Source organism: Microbispora sp. ZYX-F-249, assembly GCF_039649665.1.
Classification (GTDB): Bacteria; Actinomycetota; Actinomycetes; order Streptosporangiales; family Streptosporangiaceae; genus Microbispora; species Microbispora maris.
On sequence record NZ_JBDJAW010000004.1, the window covers coordinates 92,906 to 111,841 of the forward strand.

General features: G+C 70.9%; 15 protein-coding genes. 6 read left to right on the forward strand and 9 right to left on the reverse strand.

The features are described 5' to 3' along the window. Nucleotide 1: 1 nt before the first annotated feature. Nucleotides 2-514: a C40 family peptidase gene (locus tag AAH991_RS06800; RefSeq protein ID WP_346224882.1), complete on the reverse strand. Its 513-nt coding sequence runs from the start codon at nt 512-514 to the stop codon at nt 2-4. A gap of 207 nt (nt 515-721) precedes the next feature. Here AAH991_RS06800 and AAH991_RS06805 point away from each other — a divergent pair, with 207 nt between their 5' ends. Next, nucleotides 722-1,054: an STAS domain-containing protein gene (locus tag AAH991_RS06805; protein WP_346224883.1), complete on the forward strand. Its 333-nt coding sequence runs from the start codon at nt 722-724 to the stop codon at nt 1,052-1,054. Here the strand turns inward: AAH991_RS06805 and AAH991_RS06810 are convergent. From AAH991_RS06810 to AAH991_RS06835, 6 genes are all read right to left on the reverse strand, one after another. Next, entirely contained in the window at nt 1,051-3,198 is a 2,148-nt protein-coding gene (locus AAH991_RS06810) for a transglycosylase domain-containing protein (RefSeq protein ID WP_346224884.1), read from the reverse strand. The two genes, AAH991_RS06805 and AAH991_RS06810, sit on opposite strands and share 4 nt — an antisense overlap. A gap of 71 nt (nt 3,199-3,269) precedes the next feature. Further along, nucleotides 3,270-4,142: a class A beta-lactamase gene (gene bla / locus AAH991_RS06815; RefSeq protein ID WP_428833959.1), complete on the reverse strand. Its 873-nt coding sequence runs from the start codon at nt 4,140-4,142 to the stop codon at nt 3,270-3,272. A gap of 153 nt (nt 4,143-4,295) precedes the next feature. Beyond that, nucleotides 4,296-5,408 carry an AAA family ATPase gene (locus AAH991_RS06820; protein WP_346224886.1) on the reverse strand — a complete coding sequence of 371 codons (1,113 nt, stop codon included), beginning with the start codon at nt 5,406-5,408 and terminating at the stop codon, nt 4,296-4,298. Then, nucleotides 5,405-6,061 carry a nicotinamide riboside transporter PnuC gene (gene pnuC, locus AAH991_RS06825; protein WP_346224887.1) on the reverse strand — a complete coding sequence of 219 codons (657 nt, stop codon included), beginning with the start codon at nt 6,059-6,061 and terminating at the stop codon, nt 5,405-5,407. The genes AAH991_RS06820 and pnuC overlap by 4 nt, the downstream gene beginning before the upstream one ends. Before the next feature lie 10 nt (nt 6,062-6,071). Beyond that, nucleotides 6,072-6,482, reverse strand: coding sequence for a ribosomal maturation YjgA family protein (locus AAH991_RS06830; RefSeq protein ID WP_346224888.1), 411 nt, complete (start codon nt 6,480-6,482; stop codon nt 6,072-6,074). A 25-nt stretch (nt 6,483-6,507) separates the two neighbouring features. Continuing rightward, a complete protein-coding gene (locus tag AAH991_RS06835) occupies nt 6,508-7,083 on the reverse strand; it encodes a DUF1707 SHOCT-like domain-containing protein (protein ID WP_346224889.1) in 576 nt (191 codons plus the stop codon). A 289-nt stretch (nt 7,084-7,372) separates the two neighbouring features. On the opposite strand from AAH991_RS06835, the gene AAH991_RS06840 reads away from it, so the two are divergent. Continuing rightward, on the forward strand, nt 7,373-10,702 hold the full coding sequence (locus AAH991_RS06840; RefSeq protein ID WP_346224890.1) for a S8 family serine peptidase: 3,330 nt from the start codon (nt 7,373-7,375) through the stop codon (nt 10,700-10,702). A gap of 57 nt (nt 10,703-10,759) precedes the next feature. Here the strand turns inward: AAH991_RS06840 and AAH991_RS06845 are convergent, their stop codons facing one another. Continuing rightward, the gene (locus tag AAH991_RS06845) at nt 10,760-12,124 is read right to left on the reverse strand and encodes a protein kinase domain-containing protein (RefSeq protein ID WP_346224891.1); all 1,365 of its coding nucleotides are present in this window, start codon (nt 12,122-12,124) and stop codon (nt 10,760-10,762) included. Further along, nucleotides 12,114-13,502, reverse strand: coding sequence for a DUF4407 domain-containing protein (locus AAH991_RS06850; protein WP_346224892.1), 1,389 nt, complete (start codon nt 13,500-13,502; stop codon nt 12,114-12,116). Before AAH991_RS06850 ends, AAH991_RS06845 begins: the two co-directional genes overlap by 11 nt. A 228-nt stretch (nt 13,503-13,730) precedes the next feature. On the opposite strand from AAH991_RS06850, the gene AAH991_RS06855 reads away from it, so the two are divergent. The 4 genes from AAH991_RS06855 to AAH991_RS06870 are packed head-to-tail and all read left to right on the forward strand — an operon-like array spanning nt 13,731 to nt 18,929. Beyond that, the gene (locus tag AAH991_RS06855; protein WP_346224893.1) at nt 13,731-15,155 is read left to right on the forward strand and encodes a hypothetical protein; all 1,425 of its coding nucleotides are present in this window, start codon (nt 13,731-13,733) and stop codon (nt 15,153-15,155) included. Between the two features lie 8 nt (nt 15,156-15,163). After that, on the forward strand, nt 15,164-16,150 hold the full coding sequence (locus AAH991_RS06860; RefSeq protein WP_346224894.1) for a DEAD/DEAH box helicase family protein: 987 nt from the start codon (nt 15,164-15,166) through the stop codon (nt 16,148-16,150). Further along, the gene (locus AAH991_RS06865) at nt 16,147-18,411 is read left to right on the forward strand and encodes a hypothetical protein (RefSeq protein ID WP_346224895.1); all 2,265 of its coding nucleotides are present in this window, start codon (nt 16,147-16,149) and stop codon (nt 18,409-18,411) included. The genes AAH991_RS06860 and AAH991_RS06865 overlap by 4 nt, the downstream gene beginning before the upstream one ends. Then, nucleotides 18,408-18,929 carry a GNAT family N-acetyltransferase gene (locus AAH991_RS06870; protein WP_346224896.1) on the forward strand — a complete coding sequence of 174 codons (522 nt, stop codon included), beginning with the start codon at nt 18,408-18,410 and terminating at the stop codon, nt 18,927-18,929. The genes AAH991_RS06865 and AAH991_RS06870 overlap by 4 nt, the downstream gene beginning before the upstream one ends. Nucleotides 18,930-18,936 lie beyond the last annotated feature (7 nt).

The following is an 18,936-nucleotide window of genomic DNA, read 5'->3' on the forward strand; positions in this document are numbered from 1 at the left end:
ATCAGGCCGGATAGTGGTAATAGCCGAGCAGGTCGTCCAGAACGCTCACGTCGTCCATGCGAATCCGTGTCCCGGTCGCGAACGCGTTGATCATCTTTCCCCCGCCGACGTACACCCCGACGTGGTGGGTCCTGCCCGGCCTGCCGTAGAAGACCAGGTCGCCGGGTTGCGGCACGCCGACCCGGCGCAGCCTGCCGAGGTGGTCGTCGGTGTTGCCTGGGCCGAGCACGTCCTCCCCGAAGGCCAGGCCGTACACCCAGCGGGTGAACCCCGAGCAGTCGAAACCGCGCGTCCGGCTCGCCGGGCAGGGCTTGATCGAGCCGCTGTAGCCCCGGCACGTCCCCTTCGACGGTCCCGGCCGCGCGGCGTGCCCTCCGCCCCACGAGTACGGAAGGGAGCCCTGCGCGGCGTACGCGACGGCGACGGCGCGGGACAGCTCCTCATCGAGCGGCGCCGACCCGGCGGCGGCCAGCGCGACGATCCCTCCGATCAGCAGCCGGCGCTTGATCCCCATGGATCGGGACAATAGCCACCCATCTTTTTATTGACCATGGAAGCTTTACCCCACTCGATCGACGCGCAGGAAGAGGATTGTTACTGTGAGTGCGGCTCAGCTCGTACGTTCATCGGCGTGTCGGTCGAAGCGCTTCGTCGGTCGCCCCGGACCTCCCGTCCCGTTCCCCGGTGGTCCCCGGCGCCAAGGAGAGCGAAGGGAACCACCGTGGAGACGTGGACGGCACAACCCCCTTCCCCCACCCGCTGGTGGGTGCTGGGGCTGCGCGGAGAGCTGGATCTCCACGCGGTCCGGCACCTGCGCGAGCCGCTGCGCACGCAGATCGAGGCCCACGGCCCGTGGCTGGCCATCGACCTGAGCGAGGTGCGGTTCATCGACACCACGGGCGTGGGGCTGCTCGTGCGCCTGGTGCACAACCTGCGTGAGAGGGACGGCGACCTGGCGCTCATCGCGCCGGGCGGCCAGGTGCTGCGCATCCTGCGCTGGACCAACCTGACCCGGCTGTTCCGCGTCCTCGACACCGCCGACGCCCTCGATTAGTTCGGCAGGATCTGCACCGGCGTGTCGCCGCCTCCCGCCGGACCGTCGCCCCCCGTGGGCGGCGTCACGGACACCAGCCCCCGGCAGCTTCCGCCACAGCCGCCGAACCGCTCGGTGTTGATCGGCGTGAACTCCGTCGCGGGCACGCCCCGCAGCGCCCGCAGCATCGTGTCCTTCCAGATCGGGCCGGGGACGCTGGCGCCGAAGACCGAGCCGTAGTAACGGCCGCCGATCGTGACGCCGTTCAGCTTGTACTTCGAGGTGCCACGGGGGTCGCCGAGGCTGACCGCGCCGGCCAGGTCGGGGGTGAACCCGGCGAACCAGGCCGAGGAGGAGTTGTCGTTGGTCCCGGTCTTGCCCGCCGCGTCGCGGCCGATGCCGCCCACCGCCGACATCGTGCCCTTGGTGAACACGCCCGACAGGATGTGCGCCGCCGCGTCGGCCACCTCGGGATCGAGGGCCTGCCGGCACTTCGGCTTGTAGTCGGTGCTCTTGCCCGTGCTGTCGGTGATCCGGGTGATCGCCATCGGCGCGCAGTACTTGCCGCGCGCGCCGATCGCGGCGTACGCGGTGGCCACGGTCACCGGGTCCATCTCGTTGATGCCGAGCGTGAACGTCTCGACCTCCTTGAGCGGGGCGCCGTCGGAGCGGTGGATGCCCAGCGACTTGGCCGTCTTGACCACCTCGCAGAGGCCGACCCGCTGCTCGAGCTCGACGAAGAACGTGTTGACCGACGCCCAGGTGCCGGTCTGCAGCGTCTTCCAGCCGGGAGCGCCCTCGTCGTTGGTGACCGTGTGGCTCGGGTCGCCGATGTTCTCGCCCGCGCAGTTCTTGAAGGCCGCGTAGCTCCGCGCGGTGTAACCGGCGCCCGCGCTGAAGCCGTCGTTGATCTTCATGCCCTGTTTCAACGCGGTGAGCAGGGTGAACGTCTTGAACGTCGAACCGGCCTGGAAGCCTATGCCGCCACCGTGCGCGACGTCGGCCACGAGGTTGTAGGACATCTGGTGCTTGCTCTTGCGCGTGCCGTACGGGCGGCTCGCGGCCATCGCCTTGATCGCCCCGGTGCCGGGCTGGACCAGCGCCTCGGCGGCGACGGGGTTGTCCGACGGGTGGACCCACTTCCTGATCGCCCGGTCGGCGGCGGCCTGCATCGTGGGGTCGATCGTGGTCCTGATGGTCAATCCGCCGCGGTTGAGGAACGCCAGGCGCTGCTTCGCCGTCTTGCCGAAGTCGGGGTTGTTGAGGATCTCGTTGCGCACGTAGACGCAGAAGTACGGATACTTGCTCGACTCACAGCCGCCGGGCAGCGGGGTCCCCTTGTAGCCGAGCCTGGCCTTCTTCGCCTCGGCCGCCTGCTCCTTGGTGATCTTGCCGAGCTCGGCCATCCGGTCGAGCACGACGTTGCGCCGCTTCAACAGCCGGTCGCGGCTGGTCTTGCCCAGGTTGGGGTCGGTGGCGTTGGGGTCCTGCACCGCCCCCGCCAGCGTCGCCGCCTGCGGCAGCGTAAGCTCGCTCGCGCTGATCCCGAAGAACCGCTTGGCCGCCGCCTCGACGCCGTACGCCCCCGCGCCGAAGTAGGCGATGTTGAGGTACTTCTCCAGGATCTGGTCCTTGGAGTACTTCTTCTCCACGCCCATCGCGTAGCGCAGCTCGTTGAGCTTGCGGGCGTAGCTGGCCTCCAGGGCCTTGTTCTTCTCCTCCTCGGTGTCGGCGGCGTTGAGCAGCACCTGCTTGACGTACTGCTGGGTGATCGAGGAGCCGCCCTGGGCCACCCCGCCCGACTGCAGGTTCGTGGCCAGGGCGCGGAGGGTGCCTTCGATGTCGATCGGGCCGTGCTCGTAGAACCGGTAGTCCTCGATCGAGATGATGGCCGTCTTCATGATGTCGGCGATCTTGTCGGACGGCACGACCTCGCGGTACTGCTCGTAGAACCGCGCGATCTCGCGGCCCTTCACGTCCTGGATGACCGAAACCTGCGCCAGCGGGGGCTCGGCGAGATCCCGTGGCGCGATGCCCACGTCCTCGACGGCCGACACCAGCCCGACGCCCGCGCCTCCCACAGCCGGCAGCGCGATGCCCGCGACCAGCACGCCGGCCGCCGCTCCCATGGCGGCCAGACGCAGCACCTTCCCCGTGGCGTTCACTAAGTCCTCCCCCAAATGGCTATAGACAAGGTTATGGGGCCGTAAAACGCGATCGGCCCCATAACGAGTTGTTACGGCAGCCGGCCGAGGCCGCGCGCGAGCACGGTGGCCGTCTTGGCGACGACCTTGTCGTCACCGGAGCCGTCGGCCGCCAGGCGGTTGGTGTAGATCGCCATGATGATCGGGGCGGCCCCCTTGGCCGGCCAGACGACGGCGATGTCGTTGGCGGTGCCGTACGTCCCGCCGGTGCCGGTCTTGTCGCCGACGATCCACGTCTTGGGCAGCCCGGCGCGGATGCGCGCGTCCCCTGTCGTGTTGTCGCGCAGCCACCCGATCAGCCGGGAGCGGTCCTTCGCGCCGAGCGCGTCGCCGGCGGTGAGCGCGCGCAGATCGCGGGCGATCGACGCGGGCGTGGTCGTGTCCCGCCGCTCCTTGGGCGACCACTCGTTGAGCTCGGTCTCCCACCGGTCCAGCCGCGAGATCGGGTCCTTGAGCGTGCGGAAGTAGCGGGTGAGCCCCTCCGGCCCGCCGATGCGCTTCAGCAGCATGTTGCCGGCGGTGTTGTCGCTGTAGATGACCGCCGCCCGGCACAGCTCGGCGAGGGTCATGCCGTCCTTCACGTGCTTGGCGGTCTCCGGCGAGTACGGCTTCAGCTCGTCGGCCGTCCAGTGGACGACCTTCTTCGTCAGCTCCCGGTCGGTGGTGCGGTCCAGCACCGCCGCGGCGGCCACCGCCTTGAAGGTGGACGCCAGCGCGAACCGCTCGCCCGCCCGGTAGCCGATCGTCTTCCCGGTCGCCGTGTCGATCGCGTACGCGCCGATGCGGCCCTTGAAAGACGTCTCCAGCGCGCGCAGCGCGGCGGCCACGTCCGTCGGGGGCGCGGCCGGTGCGGCGGCGGCCGGGGTCGCGGCCGGGGCGGCGCCGACCAGGACGAAGACCGTCATCGCGGCGGCTTTCACCGTCACCGGGTGTCCCATGGATGTCCTCGCTCTCGTGCGTCGGTGATCTGTCAGACGCAGGAGCAAACCAGAGGGTTCGGAACAAGTCCAATATTCATATGGACACCCGGCCGATATCGGTTCACATATGAGACCAGCTCAGAGCGGCGGGGCGAAGTGGCGGCCGGCGGCGACGAGATCGTCCACGGCCCGCGCCGCGGCGGCGAGCCGCTCCCCCGGCGATCCGGCGACGACGACGTGCGGGAGGCCGCGCCGGGACAGCTCGGCGCGCAGCCGCCGGTCCATCTCGTGCCTGACGTGCTCACCGTCGCGCCAGCCGTCCTGCTCGAAGGGCACGCCGTCCACGGACGTGTGGATCCACAGGTCGTGCCGGGCCCGCTCGTGGACGCGCAGGACGTCCGCGCTCACCGTGCCGAGGTAGCGCTCGTGCCACAGGGCGGTGGCGAGCGCGTCGGTGTCGCAGAACAGCACGGGCGAGCCGACCCGCGCCGCCGCCTCCTCCCAGCCGAGCTGCCGGTGCGCGATCAGCGTGAACTCCTCCGGCTCCCACTCCAGGTCGTCGAGCCACGGCTCGGGCGCTCCCGCCTTCTTGGCCGCCCGGCGGGCCAGGGCCAGCTTCTCCTCACAGTAGGTCCTGCCGTACTCGGGCACCCAGCGGGTCGCGGACCAGACGCCGCCGCGTGCGGCGTAGTGGGCGGCCAGGGCGCGGGCGAGCGTGGTGGTGCCGGTGGACTCGGCTCCGACGACGACCACCCGCCAGGCGAGGTGGGCGCGTACGGCGGGGCTCAGCCAGGGCCAGGCGGCCACCGGGTCGTCGCGGACCATCGTCCCGCTGACCGGGTGGCGGCTGCGGTCCGGATCGACCGCGACGTGCACGCCGCCGAACCTGCGGGCCAGCTCCGGCCCGTACGCCTCGGAGGAGAAGACGGCGTCCACGTCGGGCGCGCCGCCGCCGTGGGCGAGCGCCAGCGCGTGCCGGAACGCCTCGACGTGTGCGGCCCAGACGTCCGGGTCGTCGTAGTCGATCTCGACGTCGTCCACGACCGGCGCCACCACCACGTGCGGCTGCGGATGGGCCTCGCGCAGCCACGCCGTACGCAGGGCGAGCGGGATGCTCTCCACGCTCGAGGCGGCCACGACCACCGTGACCAGCGCGCAGTGCCCGGCGGCCGTGTCGACGAGGTGGTGGTGGCCCGCGTGCGGCGGATAGAACTTCCCGATCACCAGCCCGTGCGCGTAGCGGGTGCTCATTGCGCCACCGCCGCGTCGGGGGCGGGGACGGGCCGGGCGGCCAGGTCACGCCGCCAGGCGACCAGCCCGGCCACGCACAGCGCGAGGAACAGCACGTAGAGGACGCTGGTGAGGTAGAGGTCCTTGTACGCGTAGAGGGGGATGTAGATCAGGTCGACCGCGATCCACAGCCACCACGACTCGACCCGCTTGCGGCACTGTCCGTAGGTCGCCATGAGCGACAGGGCGGTCGTCAGGGCGTCCCAGAACGGGACGGCCGAGTTGGTCCAGGCCGCCAGCGCGGCGGTGAGCAGCCCGGTGGCCCCGGCGCCGGCGAGGGCGAGCCACACCCATTCGGCGCGGCCGGTCCTGGTGACCACGAGCGTGGTCCGCCCGGCCCCGCCGTAGAGCCACTGCCACCAGCCGTACAGGCCGAGGACCACGTAGACGATCTGCAGGCCCGCGTCGGCGTACAGGCCCACGGCCAGGAAGACCAGGCCCAGGAGGACGACGTTCGCGACGCCGATCGGCCAGTTCCAGATGTTCTGGCGGGCCACCAGCCAGACGGTGAGCGCTCCCGTCACGAACCCGAGCAGCTCGGCCCAGCTCGTCGACACGCCGCCCAGGGTGATGGCGGGCTCCAGGAGGGGCCCCAGCAGATCGGTCAGTGCCACCACGACCTCCTTAATCGTCAGTGTGACGATAACAAGGGATCGCGATCAGGGAAACATGGACGACGTATCCGGCGGCGGCGCCCACGGCGTACCAGAACAGGTCGGGGGCGTTGAAGGTCGTGCCGAGCGCCAGCCGGGCCAGCGCGCTGTGCGCCGACAGCTCGGCCGGCACGCCGGTGAGCTGGGCGAACTCGACCAGCCAGCTCAAGCAGAGCGCCACGGCCGCCACCGCGACCGGCCGGGCGCGCGGCGCGGCCACGACCACCAGCGCGTACACGAGGAGGGTGTAGAGGAGGTCGCCCGCGTACTTGCCGACCGCGCCCGGCAGCAGCGCCCGGACCGCCAGGCCCGCGCCTACGACGACCACGGCGGCGGCCAGGGCGGCGAGCCGGCGATGCGGGGAATGCGGCGGATGCGGCATCCGGGCACCGTATCGGGGCCGGTCGTCAGGGGACCCGGTGGTAGCGCACCCAGATGTCTCCGCCGATGTGCCCGGACAGCCGCAGCACGACGCCGTCGGGGTCGGGCGGCACGGGAGAGGTGTTGTGCACGCGCCTGTGCCGGATCCACCCGCCGGAGGTCACCTCGTCGGCGACGACCCGCCAGCCGAACGGGACCCGGATGACGACGTCCCCGAACATCGAGTCGCAGCGGACGGTCATGCCGATCTCCCGGTGCGGGCAGTCCGCGTACCGGAAGTCGACCACCGCCGTCCGCCAGGTGCAGTCGAGCGTGATCCGCGGCGGCACCCTCCAGCGCCCGGTCTTCCTGACGGCACGCGTGCCGCGGGTGAACAGCAGCAGATCGTCCGCCGGCTCCGATCGCACCTCGGGCGCCCGCGTCCCGGGCAGGTCCGCGACCAGGGCCTCCAGCTCACCGTAGGTGCGCGCGGCGTACAGACGGTCGAGCCGATCGGTCAGCTCGTCCAGGGTGATCCGGCCCTCGCCGACGGCGGCGCGCAGCCTGTCCGCGGTCCGGTCCCTGTCCCGGTCCCCGGCGCGTAATTCCGCCTGGTCGCCCACAAGTGAGCAGTTTAGTAATCGGCATTCCAGGGTCGCCAGGTTCATATATCCGAAATAGCGGTACTCGTCGGCCCGAAATTTCGGGAGCGCATGCGAAAAATCACGTGATGGAACGATCTAGCCGGAAAAACGATCGCTAGTTAAACTCCGAGTCAGCTTCGGCCGCCCGTCTCGGGTGGCCGTTCGCCCGTCGCCCAACGGGGAGGGCCCGTGCCCTCCCATGCCCCGGGGCGGCGCGGCTCCTCCACGCCCTGAGCGGCGGGGCCTCACAGGTCTCCATGGAGGTGTCGTGTCGAGGAAGCCCCCACCTGCCTACTTACGGACCACAGCGGTCGTCGCCGGCCTCGGCCTGGTGACGGCGATGATCCCGGCGGCCTCCGCCGCCGCCGACCCGAGCCCCACCCCGTCGCGGTCGTGGAGCGCCACGGCCGTGACGGGCGCCGAGCGCGTCCAGGGCGCCAAGTCACCCAGCGGCAGGCTCGCCAAGAGCGACCCCGCCCTGCTCGCCTCGCAGTCGCCGGAACGGACGAGCGTCGTCGTCAAGCTCGACTACGACGCGCTCGCGGCCTACAAGGGCGGCCTGCCGGGTCTGCCCGGCACCAGCCCGTCGGTCACCGGCAGAGCGCTCAACCTGAAGAGCGGCGACGCGGCGAAATACACCAAGCACATCGAGAGCGTCGAGAACACCTTCCTCGGCGAACTCGGCGCCAAGATCCCCGGCGCCAGGGTCGGGCAGAAGCTCCGCACGGTCTACGGCGGCGTCGCCCTGACACTGCCCGCCAACAAGGCCGCCGAGCTGCTGAAGCTGCCCGGCGTGGCCGCCGTGCAGGAGGACAAGCGGGAGCAGCCCCTCACCGACTCCAGCCCGGAGTTCATCGGCGCGACCACCGTCTACAACCGGCTCGGCGGCGTGAAGTCGTCGGGCAAGGGCGTCATCGTCGGCATCCTCGACACCGGCGCGTGGCCGGAACATCCCTCGTTCGCCGACCCCGGAACGCTTCCGGCTCCCCCGCCGAGGGCGGACGGCACCGCGCGGACGTGCGACTTCGGCGACAACCCGCTGACGCCGGCGGCCGACCCCTTCCGGTGCAACAACAAGCTGATCTCCGGGCAGCCGTTCCTGGAGACGTACAACGCGGTCGTGGGCGGGGAGATGTACGGGGACAGCGCCCGTGACTCCAACGGCCACGGGACGCACACCGCCTCCACGTCGGCGGGCGGGCCGGTCGACCACGCCGACCCGCTCGGCATCGACCGCGGCGCGATCCACGGCATCGCGCCCGCGGCGCACGTCGCGGTCTACAAGGTCTGCGGCGCGGAGGGCTGCTACCAGTCCGACTCGGCGGCCGCGGTCGCACAGGCCATCGCCGACGGCGTGCGGGTCATCAACTTCTCGGTCGGCGGCGGCGCGGACCCCTACAGCGACCCGGTCGAGCTCGCGTTCCTCGACGCGTACGCGGCGGGCGTGTTCGTGTCGGCCTCGGCGGGCAACTCGGGACCGGGCGCGGCGACGACGGACCACCGTGGCCCGTGGGTGACCACCGTTGCGGCCTCGACGCAGAGCCGCACCTTCCAGTCGACGATCACGCTGACCGGCGGGCCGTCGATCAAGGGCGCGTCGATCACGGCGGGCGTCGCCTCGCCGCTGCCCGTGGTGCTCGCGTCGGCCCCGCCGTACAACGACGCGCTGTGCGTCGGCACCCCGCCCCCGGGGCTGTTCGCCGGGAAGATCGTCGCCTGTGAGCGCGGCCCGAACCGGGTGCTCAAGGGAGCGCAGGTCAAGAAGGGCGGCGCCGCGGGGATGATCCTGTACAACTCCACCCCGCTCGACGTCATGACCGACAACCACTGGCTGCCGACGGTCCACATCGACAAGCCGGAGACCGACGTGCTGCTCGCCTGGCTGAACTCGCACCCGGGTGCGACGGCGAGCTTCACCCAGGGCGAGAAGGCGACCTGGCAGGGCGACGCGATGACGACGTTCTCCTCGCGCGGCCCGGGCGGCGACTTCCTCAAGCCCGACGTCACCGCGCCCGGCCTGCACATCCTGGCGGGCACCACCCCGACGCCGGAGTCGGAGCTGGAAGGCCCTCCGGGCAACCTGTACCAGGCGATCGCGGGCACCTCGATGTCGTCGCCGCACGTGGCGGGCGCCGGCGCGCTCGTGTTCGCGCTGCACCCGGACTGGACGCCCGGCCAGGTCAAGTCGGCCCTGGAGACCACCGCGACGACCAAGGTCACCAAGCAGGACCGGACCACCCCGGCCGACCCGTTCGACTACGGCGGCGGCCGCATCGACCTGAGCAAGGCGGGCGACGCGGGCCTGACCCTCGACGAGACCGCGGCGAACTACGCGGCTTCGGCCGCCGATCCGCTGAACCGGATCGATCTCAACCTGCCGTCGGTCAACGCGCCCGTCATGCCGGGCGTGATCAGCGCCAAGCGCACGCTCGTCAACGCGACCGGCAAGACGCTGATCTACACCGCTACGGGCACCACCGTCAGCGGGGCGAACATCACCGTGCTGCCGCCGCTGTTCACGGTGAAACCGGGCAAGAGCCAGAAGATCACGGTCGTGATCACGGCGCCCGACCTGCCCGACGGGCAGTACTTCGGCCAGGTGAACCTCAAGCAGGTCGGCGGCGACCGGGAGCAGCACCTGCCGGTGGCCTTCTACCGGCAGGAGGGGGCCGTGCCGATCGACCAGACCTGCGCGCCCGGCACCATCGCCAGGAACACGGGCGAGTCCACCTGCACGGTCACCGTCCAGAACAACACCCTGGAGGACACCGAGGTCACCGCGGTCAGCACGCTGGACCTCAAGCTGCGGCTGAACGGCGTCACCGGCGCGACCAAGATCGGCAGCCAGATCGTGACGGCCAAGAGCACGCTCCCCGGCAGGCAGCCGGACAAGCCGACCATCGCACCCGGCGAGAGCCCGGCCGGCTACCTGCCGCTGGCGGCCTTCGGCATCGCCCCGACCCCCATCGGCGACGAGGAGGCGCTGAACTTCACCGTCCCGGCGTTCACCTACGCCGGCCGTACGTTCACCAGGATCGGCGTCGTCTCCAACGGCTACACGGTGGCGGGCGGCACGAACGGCGCGGCGGACATCCAGTTCGCCCCGCAGACGCTGCCCGACACGGCCCCGCCGAACGGCGTGCTCGCGCCGTACTGGACCGACCTGAACGGCACCGGGGCGCCGGGCGTCTACGTCGCCTCCCTGACCGACGGCGTGAGCAGGTGGCTCGTCGTCGAGTGGCAGGTCAACCTGTACGGCACGAACAGCCGCAAGGTCTTCCAGCAATGGATCGGGCTGGGCGGCGCCGAGGACATCTCGTTCGCCTACAACCCGGGCAACCTGCCGGGTGACCCCGGGGCGGCCTACGGCCTGACCGTCGGCGCCGAGAACGCGGAAGGCAACGCCGGCAGCCAGATCAGCGGCCCGCCGACGCAGGACTACCGGATCACCAGCACGCCGGGCGCCCCCGGCGGCACGCTCAGCTACTCCTTCACGGTCAAGGGCGTGTCCCCGGGCACCGGCAGCGTCACGACCGGAACCTCCACCCCCCAGGTGAAGGGCATCACGGTCGAGGTCGACAAGATCACCGTTCAGTAGGGATACCCGGGGCCCGGCGGACCAGCGCTGTCCGCCGGGCCCTCCCGTTGCCGCCGGTCAGCCGGCGGCGGCGATCTGGGCGCGTACGGCGGGGCTGAGCCCGGCCAGAAGGCGCTCGGCGCGGCCGTCCGTGGTCGCCCGCAGCAGGGCCGCGGTGACGGGCGGGGGCACGTACTCCAGCACCTGCCGGGCCCGCCGGGTCGTCATCGCCTCGACCAGCCGGACCGCGGCGGGCGTGACGCCGAGCGCGTTGAGGATGTCCGCGGCGACCCGGTCGGCCACGTCCGCCAGAATGCTCGCGCCCCGGCTCGCCGGCATCTGCCGCAGCAGCGCGGCCGCTCCCGCGGCGGTCATGTGGCCGACCACCCGTCCCGCCTGGCCGGCCGGCAGCAGGGCCAGCACCTCGGCCGCCCGGGAGGGATCGTCCGTCATGGCGTCCAGCGCCTGTCCGGCCGCACCGGGCGTCATCGCGGCCAGCGCCGCGGCGGTGCCGCGTGAAGAGGAGCCGTACGGGGAAGATCCGCGCGGCGGCGACGGCGGCTGCTGTGGTGCAGGTGGCGGTGAGTGTGGCGGCCGCCTCGGCGGCGTGGACCGCGGCGGGGCGAGGATCGCCGCCAACCGGCGGTCGAGTTCGGCCGCCCCGATCCGGAGGCCGGGGTCCTTCCTGAGCAGCCCGGCGATCACGTCGTACAGCGGCCCGGGGCGGCGAGGCGGCGGGAGAGCGTCGTTGCAGACGGCGTGCACGGTCGCGTAGGGGTTGTCCCGCCGGAAGGGCGAGTAGCCTTCCAGCGCGCAGAAGAACGTGATTCCCAGCGCCCACAGATCGGCGGCCGGTCCCACGGTGCGCCCGTCGACCCGCTCGGGCGCCATGAACTCCGTGGTGCCGAGCAGGGTGCTGCGTGAGGTGAGCCCGCTCTCGCCGGCGATGTGGGCGATGCCGAAATCGACCAGAACCGCCTTGCCGTCGTGCCCCACGACGATGTTGGCGGGCTTGACGTCGCGGTGCAGCACGTGCGCGGCGTGCGCGGCCGTCAGCCCGGCCAGCACCTCGCGTCCCATGGTGGCGATCTCGCGCTCGGACAACCGCCGCCGCCGGATCAGGTCCTCCAGGGAGCCGCCCTCGACGTGGACCATGACGATCCACGGCGAGCCGCCCTCCTCGAAGACGTCGTAGATCCCGGCGATCGCGGGATGCCTGATGCGAGCCAGGGATCGGGCCTCCCGCAGAGCCCTCGCCCGCTGGACCTCGATCGCCTCCCCGTACGGCGTCAGGGCGACTTCCTTGAGCGCGACGAGCCGGCCGAGCATCCTGTCCTTCGCGAGCCAGACCGTGCCCATGCCGCCACGGCCGAGCTGGGACCTCAGCTCGTAACGGTCCCTGATCACCCGCCCCGGGCTCGCCATGGGAACGTCAGTCGTCATCGGGCAGCAGCTCGACTCCCCCGTGGCGCTCCGCGCCGGCCCGCGGCACCCGCATGGTCCTGTCGTCCGGCATCCGTCTCAGTTCCTGGTCCTCCAGCGAGTCGTACACGTCGGTCTCGCCGACGGTCTCCGCCCGCGTGCCGGTCGGGCCCGCCGGGTACGGCGCGCCGTCCCCGGGGACGTTCACGACCGGCTGAGGGCCGGTTTCGCCCGTACGGGACCAGATGCGCCAGACGTCCTGGGAGCGGGCCGAGGGCGGGACGGACGTCCCCGGACCGGCCGTGCCGGGCGAGGCGAAGGTGCCCCGCGCGTCCCGGAACTCGTGCTTCTCCGCCAGCGCGAGGACCTTCTCGTAGTTGCCCGGCCGCTGCATCAGCTTGACCGCGATCGGCAGGCACTCGATCAGGAGGAACAGCAGGAACAGCAGCAGGCGGGTGACGCTGAGGCTCGGGTCCTTGCCGGTGATCTCGTTCAGCGCCTGGATGCGGATGAGCAGGCCGTTGGTCGCCATGTTCTCCGCGTCGAAGGACGCCTGGAGGTCGGCCTGCCGCTTGATCCCCGCGTCGAGCTGCGCCTTCGCCTTGGGCAGGGCCTCCCGCGCGCTGGCGAGACGGGCCTGCTTGGCCTCCTCGCTACTCGCGCTCAACTCGCGCTTGCGGCTTTCGATCTGCCGGTTGATCAGGTCGATCCGCCGCTTGTCCTTCTCGTACGCGCGCCGGCTGTCCTGTGCGAGGGGACCGTCGCCCTTCTTCGGGCACGAGGGTCCTCCGTACAACTGGCACTGCCACTCGTCGTAGTGCTTGTCGGCCAGTTTCTGCTGTCTGGCGCGTTCGACGGTCAACGCCTTGACGGCCGGGTCCTGCTCGGTGTCGATGGGCACGTCGCCCCCGGAGGAGATCACCTTCTCCAGATCCGCCACCTCCTTGCGGAGCTGGCCGACGTCCTTGCCGACGTTGCCCTGCTGCTGCTGCGCGACGAACACGTCCGCACGCCGCTGCTTGATTTGCACGATTTGCGCATCGATCTCGGACCGGAAAATCTGCAGCACCAATGGCGTCGAGATGACGAAGCCGAGCAGAAGTGCCATGAGAACGCGCGGAACGGCCAGCGGCCAGCGGCGCGGGGCGTCCGCCCTCATCGTGGTGACCAGCCAGCGGTCGAGGCTCAGGATCATCAGGCCCCAGACGAGCGCCGCGATGACCGCCAGGACGACGTTGACGCCCAGGGCGCTGTTCAGGGCGAACGTCATCGAGACGACCGCGAGGACGGCCGTGGTGAGCACGGCGCCGCCGATGCCCTCGAACTTCCCGTACTCCGTCGGGCACCGTTGGAGCACCTCCGGCCGCGCTCCGGACAGCGCAATCAGAAACCGTCTCATGTTTCTCCTCGCCTATGCGGCCCCCACCTGGAGTGCCATGTCGCAACGTGGCATGACGCACGCGACGCGGGCTATCGTAGATCCCCGTCATCGGATTGCGGGAAAATGACAATTATTCGCCGCAACGACACAACAAGAAGCCTAGCGTTATGACAAGTCGTCTCTTCGTAGCTGCCAACTAGACATTATGGAACGTGGGCGACAAATAGGACGATAACCGGAGGACTCGTGCCAGAGCCCGACAAGGCTCTGCTTCGCAAGGCCGTCGCCCGGGCCGTTGCGGGGCTCACCGCCACCGGCCGCCTCACGATCGTCGAGGTCGCAGCCGACGCAATGACCGTCTTCCGGATCCACCGGGACGACAACGGCAGACCTCGCTGCCACTACTGGTCGCTGTCATGGGGCGACCTGACCTCCGAACACGGGTGGGCGGACGAGTCCACCCGGCAGGCCGTGCTCCGGGCCGCCGACCTGCCGTCCGCCGACGAGGTCGTCCTCGTCTGCTCGTTTCCGGACGGCGCGGAGGCGAACCGGGTGCTCGGCTGGCTGAGCGAGGCGCGGCCCGCCGCCGTCCACCCCGTCGACGGGCCGGTCACCGCGGTCATCGAGGACGTCCTGGCCACCGACCCCCTGTCGCGGTCGTACGACCTGGTCGTGATGCGTGCCGACCATCCGAGCGGGCGCCTGCGGCTGGGGAGCAAGCAGCTGTTCCCGATCGGCGCCGTCCCCGGCACGCGGGCCGAGGTGACCGTCCGCTGCGAGCCCGGCGACGAGTACGGCACGGCGTTCGCCGTGGTCACCTGGCAGGGCCGGGAGCCCAGGCTGCTTTCGGTGCACAGCGCCAGGCTCACCCCCGGGCGTTACCCGCTGACGGCCGAGCTGATCCGGCCGGGAAAGGTGCGGTTCACCGGCCTGGGCGAGCTGACGCGCGACCCGCGCGACTGGGGCGACCTCGTCGCCGCGGTGCCGTCACAGTTGCCGCCCCGGGCCGGACCGGCGCATCTGATCTGCGCGGTGGAGGTGTGCGGGCCGGACGCGAAGGTGGAGGAGCGGCTGAGCCGGGTGCGCCAGGTGGTCAATTTCCTGTCCGCCGAGCTGGCCGGCCTCCTGCGGGTCTCCCTCGTGGCGTACGGCGCGCACTCCTACGACGACCGGTCGGCGGGAGAGCATCCGGTGGAGGTCGCCGCCTGGCAGGTCGCGCCCGAGCACGCTCTGGCCGCGCTGGAACCGCTGGAGGACCGCGGCGCGATCACCGAGGGCTATCCCTATTACCCGCACGCCGCCCAGGTGGAGGACATGCTGGACGCCGTGGCCCGGCGACTCCCGACATCGGAACACATGCGCACGGTCCTGCTCACCGTCGGCGACCGCCCGCCGCACCCGGTGCGCGCGAACCGGTCGTTGATCCTGCCCTGCCCGCATCCGCACGACTGGCAATCGCTCCTGAGTCGCGTCCAGCACCGGCCGGACACCCTGCTCGCCGCGATCTGCGACCGCCGGGACGCCTCCGCGCACCCGGCCTGGCGTCAGCTCGGCGCGAACGCCGTCGCGCATCTCGATGCCCTCGACATCCGGGGGCTGGCCACCGATCTGGGGCTGAGCGCGCCCGCCGCCCTCCCCATCCCGTTCCCCCTCCTCGACGAGACGGAGTGAGACCAGGCATGCAGTCCGATCCGGCGCCGGGACCACCGGCACACGACATCGCGATGTGGGGCGCCCCGGGCAGTGGCAAGACCACGCTTCTGGCCGCCCTGAACATCGCGCTGATGCGGCGGCATGACGACTGGAAGATCATCGGGTCCGACGCCGCCTCGTCCGACTACCTCATCGAGCGCACGAACGCGCTGTCGAGCGGGAAGGTCTTCCCCGAGGCGAGCCAGAGCCTGGAGCACTACCGCTGGACGCTGGTCGGGCCGACCGAGCGGCACAAGCGCCGGTGGTGGCGCAGGCTCCGGCCCGCCCCGCCGCTGAAGATCGGCATCAGCATGGTCGACGCGCCCGGAGGTCTGTTCAGCGCGGCCCCCCTCCGTACGGGGACCGGCTCCGGAAGTGTCGAGGACCCGCGTCGCCGCCTCATGGACAACCTGGTGAAGAGCCGGGGCCTGGTCTTCCTTTTCGACCCCATCCGGGAGTTCGAGCTCGGTGACGCCTTCAACCACCTGCACCCGCCGCTCACCCGCCTGGCCGAGAAGATGCTGGAGACCGGCGAACTCCGGGACGGGAAGCTCCCCCATCACGTCGCCGTCTGCATCACCAAGTTCGACGACCCCCGCGTGCTCGAGACCGCGGAGAAGCTCAACCTGCTCGACCCCGCGCCGGACGACGAGTACGGATTTCCCCGCGTGAGCAGCGAGGACGCCCGGGACCTGTTCCGCGCGCTGTGCGAGGTGTCCGCGAGCGGCAACGCGGACATGGTCGTCAACGCCCTGGACCAGTTCTTCGACCGCACGCGCGTCGAGTTCTTCGTCACCTCGTCGATCGGCTTCTACGTACGGCCGCAGACCAAGACGTTCGACTGGCACGACTACCAGAACCTGCTGCCCGAGGCGGGCAGGGACCTGCGCATCCGGGGACAGGTCCATCCCATCAACGTCGTCGAGCCCATGCTGTGGCTGGGGCGGCACCTCGCCGCCGGCGGCTCCCGGTGATCGGATTCGAGTGGGCGCTGGAAGGCAAGCGGCCCGGCAGCTACGACGAATACGGTCTGCTGAACTGGAGCGACGGACGGCTCGACTACGAGGTGTTCGAGAAGCTCAGGGACCGCTACACCACGGGTACCGCCGTCGACCTGCCGCAGGTGACGATCGGGACCGCGAAGGTCAGCGAGAACGGGGAAATATCCCACTATGTGGTCCTGGCGATTCGTGAGTGGTCCGGTCACCACGACTTCGCCAACCGCAGGATCGCCTACACCCGCTGGTTCTACGTGCCGTACGAGCAGCTCGTCGACCGGCCCGTGTCCTACACGGCGCTCTACACCGCCTTCGCCGCGTTGCCGCTCGAGCCGCGGCCTCCGCTGACCGTCGACGTGCCACCGTACGATCCGGAGGCGGTCTCTCCCGGGCCGGACGCGCTCTCGGCGGCGGCGCTGCTGCTGAACGGCCGGCCGGTGTGCGTGGTGGGCGCCGACGCCGTCCCCATGATCGACCGGCTGCGGTTCGTGGACACCGTCGCGGCGCTGCTGCCGTACGGGACGCGGACCAGGTTCACCGCCGCCACCTGGACCAGCAGCACGACCGAGCACACCATCAAGCTGTCGTTCGCGCGGTACGCCCCCGAGGGAGGGCAGACGGTGGTGTGGGGACACGCGGCCGAGAGCGTCCGCGACCAGACGGCCTCGAAACTCTGCCACCAGTTCTACACACGGTCCGACGTCCCCGTGGCGACGATGGTCGCGAGGCTCGCCCGCGGCACCGAGCCGCTGTCGCTCGAGAAGGACCGGCCCAAGGTGCTCAAACTGGTCGAACTGTCCGGCAGCGCGGTGCCCGAGATCGAACCCTCTCCGGACCCTCCCCCCGCCCCGCCCGCGGGTCCCGCGGACACCACGGTGGCGTACCGGAACGGCGCGGGAAACCCCTTCATCGAGGCGCTGGCCGACGCGCTCATGTACGCCAAGGACGTCCGCGGCGCGGTCGAGGAACTGGCGCGTACGGGCACGACCCCCACGGCGCGGCAGCACCTCCAGCGGGCCCTGCTCCAGCGCAACTGCTTCCGCGGCGTGATCGATGCGCGTAGTGACGCGAGCGTCCTCTACAGACGGCTCGTGGACGCGGCCTTTCCGCTCGAGGACATGGGGAGGCGGTCCAGCCAGGACATGGCCGACGCCCTCATCTGTTCGGACACCACCCCCGAGACCGTCCGGCGGCTGCTCACCTCTCTCATGGGCGAGCCGCCGCCCGAGCGCCGGTGGACCTGGCGGGCTCTGAACCGGCGAGCGCGTCTGACGGTGACCCTGGCGGGAACGGCCCTGCTCATCGTGGTGTCCGTCGTGGCCGTCTTCCTGGCTCTGGGCGACGCCGGCGAATCCTCCCCGGAGAAGTTCGCCCCTCCGCCGGTGGTCGTGCAGGCGCCCGCGGAGCAGCAGTACGCCGCCGAGGCCTTCGCCGAGATGCTCCGCCGCGACGGCTACGCCCCGGCCATCGAGACCCTCGATCCCGCGACCGTCACGCCGCGCGCCGAAGTGCCGACCGTGACGATCGCCTACGACCTCGACGTCCTCCGGGCGGTCAGCGGCGGCCGGTACTCCGGCAGGGACGTGCGGGCGGAGCTGCAGGCTCTGGGCCTCAGCGAACTGGCGGACCTGCGGGTGACCGATCCCGACGTCCTGCTCGTCAATGACGACATCAAGCCCGAAAGGTTCCTCGACCATCCCGAGAAGGGCGACGAGGTTCTCATCCGCGACACCCTCGGCGCGGAACAGCTGAACGCGCTGCGTGATCGGGGCGTCCTGCTGCACCCCTCGTCGCCCGAGGATATTTCGCGTCGGCTCGCGGAGCACTCCGCCGACGCCGCGATCGTCCCCGAGAGCGTGAGCGCCTACGAGGGCTACCGGCCCTCTGCTGTAGGTGACCTGCCGCTTCCGCAGCGCAGGATGGTCGTGCTCGTCAACAACGCGGCGGGCGACGGGATAAAACAGGATCTGCTACAGGTCACCCGGGCGGCGGATCTCGGACACGCCCCTCCGGGCGACCTCAAGGCGGCCGCGAAGGCCCTCATCGACACGATCGCTCCGGTGGTGGAACCGGCGACCCTCGAAGAGCCGGCGAAAGGAAGCAACTCCTTCCCGTACGTCCTCTTCTTCGTGGCGGTCGCCATCGCCTTCGTGGCGGTGGTGCTGTGGATGTGGGGTCCCGACCGGATCGGCGGCCACCCCCTCAGCTCGAAGCCGTCCAGGAGAGGGAGCAGATGATTGATCGCGATAGGTCCGCCGGCTATGACATCCGGGATATGCGGGAGGACGACGCCGCCCAGGTCCTCGCCATCTACCAAGCGGGGCTCGACAGCGGTGACGCCAGCTTCGAGATCACCGCCCCCACCTGGCAGGCGTTCGACGCCGCGAAGCTGCCCCTCCACCGGCACGTCGCCGTGGACACCACCACCGGGCAGGTGATCGGCTGGGTCGCCGTCAGCGCCGTCTCCGGCCGCTGCGTGTACGCCGGGGTCGTCGAGCACTCCGTCTACGTCGATCCCGCCCACTCCGGCCGGGGAGTCGGGATGGCGCTGCTGAACGCCCTGATCCGGTCCACCGAGGCCGAGGGCGTCTGGACCATCCAGTCGGGCGTCTTCCCCGAGAACACCGCCAGCCTGCGCCTGCACGAGAAGGCCGGCTTCCGCGTCGTCGGCGTCCGCCACCACATCGGCCGCCATCACGACCGCTGGCGCGACGTCGTCCTCCTCGAACGCCGCAGCACCGTCACGGGTCTCTGACCGCGTT